At 70.1% G+C, this 2,566-nt stretch carries 2 protein-coding genes; both read right to left on the reverse strand.

Translation table 11 applies throughout. The annotated features are described in order from the left end of the window. Nucleotides 1-79: 79 nt before the first annotated feature. Nucleotides 80-859: an IS21-like element helper ATPase IstB gene (istB, locus tag GA707_RS20535; protein WP_226964012.1), complete on the reverse strand. Its 780-nt coding sequence runs from the start codon at nucleotides 857-859 to the stop codon at nucleotides 80-82. Then, the gene (gene istA / locus GA707_RS20540) at nucleotides 856-2,367 is read right to left on the reverse strand and encodes an IS21 family transposase (RefSeq protein ID WP_152180309.1); all 1,512 of its coding nucleotides are present in this window, start codon (nucleotides 2,365-2,367) and stop codon (nucleotides 856-858) included. The genes istB and istA overlap by 4 nt, the downstream gene beginning before the upstream one ends. Nucleotides 2,368-2,566 lie beyond the last annotated feature (199 nt).

A 2,566-nucleotide genomic window follows, 5' to 3' on the forward strand; every position in this document is an offset into this window, starting at 1 on the left:
TGTCAACGGACAGCGGGATTTCCTTGTGTGCGGACAGGTGACTTCCCTGTCGGCGGACAGGTGTTCTCCCTGTCGGGGGTTAGGTCAGGGGCATCACTCCTCGTCCTTCGGTGGCGTCGCTGAGGCGGAGGCTGGTGCCGTCGGTGACGATGACGTGGGCGTGGTGTAGGAGCCGGTCGACGGTGGCGGTGGCCAGGGTCTTGGGCATGAGGGTGTCGAACCCGGAGGGGTGAATGTTGGAGGTGACGGCGACGGACCGTCTCTCGTAGGCGGCGTCGATGACGCGATAGAGAGATTCGGCGGCGGCTTGTCCGGCGGGGAGCATGCCGATGTCGTCGATGACGATCAGGTCGGCGCGGGTGATCCGGGCGACGGCCTTGGCGACGGAGCCGTCGACGGCGGCTTTGCCGAGGGTGGCGGTCAGGGTCTCCAGGGTGAACCAGGCGACCCGCATGCCGTGGTCGATGGCCTTGTGGGCGAGGGCTTCGACGAAGTGGGTCTTGCCGGTTCCTGAGGGTCCGGCGATGGCCAGGTTCTCGTGCCGGCCGATCCATTCGAGGGTGGCGAGCCCGGTTTGGGTCGCTGCCGGGATGGAGGAGTCGGGTTCGCGCCAGGAGTCGAAGGTCTTCCCGGCGGGTAGGCCGGCGGCCTTGCGGCGCATCCGCCGGGTGGCTTCGTCGCGGCCGCGGATCTCCTCGGTGATCAGCACCCGCAGGACCTCGGCGGGGTCCCAGCGTTGGGCTCGGGCGGTGGCCAGGACCTCGGGGGCCAGGGCGCGCAGGTAGGGCAGCCGCATCCGGGTCAGGACCGCGGTCAGCTCCTCCGGCAGCGGCGGCGCGGCCTTGGGGCGCACGCTCACCGCTGCCCCCCGGTGGTGTGGCCGAGACCGGCCCAGGCGCTGGTGCCGGGCTGGGCGGAGTGGGTCTCGTCGGCGAAGACCAGCTGTGCGCTGGGTGCGCAGGTGGCGTGGTGGTCGATGATCGAGGCCAGGTCACCGTCGTCGAAGCGTCCGGCTGCGGCGGCCGCGCCCAGGGCGGCGTCGACACGCTCGAGGCCGACCAGGGCGGCGAGCTCGACCGCGTGGCTCATCTTCGAGCGCACCCGTTGGGCACCCGCTGCGGCGGCCTCGACCAGCCACGAGCGGGCACCCTCACCGATGGCCAGGAACGCCGTCTCGGCCTCGGTGCGGGCCCGAGGGGTCGGCGCCTTCGGTGCCCCGCTTGGGTCTTGCGGATGCCCCGGATAGTGATCGAGGTTGATCCGCGGGCATCCCGGGGTGGACAGGGCGTGCCGGGCGATCTCGACCAGCCCGGTACGGGCGTGAGCGACGATGACGATCTCCTCGCCATCGATGCGGACCCACACCTCGGTGCCGACGTGTCCGGGCGGGGTGGAGTAGCGCACCGACCCGAACCGCACCGTCTGATCGGTGTTGACGATGCGGGTCACCCCCAACGCCGCGGTGAACGGCGCCACCGGGACCGGGTGCAGCCGGGCCTGCTCCTCGGTGAGCATCTCGGCCGGCACCCGCGCCGTCTCACGGTGCACGCGCCCGTTGACCTTGTCCTCGAACGCCACACACGCGTCCTGCAGCGCGCCAAAGGAGGTGTACTGCTCGCCCAGGTTGACCTGCGTGGGCAGCAGGTCGGCCTTGGCGATCCGCACGCTGGCCTCCGAGCCGCCCTTGGACTCCGGGTCGTACGGGACGCAGGTGATCACCTGGGTGCCGTAATGGCGCGAGGCCGCCACGATCACCGGGTGCCGCAGCGCGACCCCCGCGACGTGCTCGACAGTGACCGTCTTCTCGTTGTCGGTCAACAGGTACGACGCCACCCCGCCCACGCGTCGGACCGTGGCGTCCAGGCAGGTCAGCAGCGTCTCCATCTTCCGGTCCCAGGCCGGAATCACCACCCGGAACCGCGACCACGCCAGCCACGCACAGAACAGTGACGTCGAGCGGGCCCGCCCGTCCGGGCCGGGCACCAGCGGACCGGTGGCCCAGTCGAACTGAAGCCACATCCCCGGCTCGGTGATCCACGGCCGATACGTGCGCCGATGCCCGGCCCACCACGCCGCCCGCGCCGCGCGCACCGCCCGCCTCGTGGTCCGCTCGGTCCCGGTGAACCCCATCGCGACCAGCCGCTCATGCACCACATCGGCGCGGACCTTGCCCTTCGAGGACTCGATCAGCTCCTCGATCTTCGGCACGAACGGATCGATCAACTTCGCCCGCGCCACCGGCGCCGTCACCGGCACCCCGGCCTCACGAGCGGCGACATACCGGCGGACCGTCTTCGGATCCACCCCCGCCAACACCGCCGCCGAGTGCGCACACCTGGTCGTATCGAACGCTTCAAGAATCTCCATGATCTCCCTGTCAGACTTCTTCACAGTCCCTCCGGACGGGTCGCTCGTGCGTGGTCAGAGACCACGAGCGTTACCGCCGGAGGGACACCCACATCGGCAACGACACGAACAAACAGCTGTCCATCGACAGGGAGATCAACTGTCCGCAGAAAGGGACACCACCTGTCCGCCTACAAGGAGACTGGCATGTCCGCCGTCA

The organism is Nostocoides sp. F2B08, from assembly GCF_009184895.1.
GTDB lineage: Bacteria > Actinomycetota > Actinomycetes > Actinomycetales > Dermatophilaceae > F2B08.

What these genes read in the sequence shown, in the direction of transcription:
- istA (WP_152180309.1), bottom strand. Translation starts at nt 2,367, where the DNA reads ATGGAGATTCTTGAAGCGTTCGATACGACCAGGTGTGCGCACTCGGCG.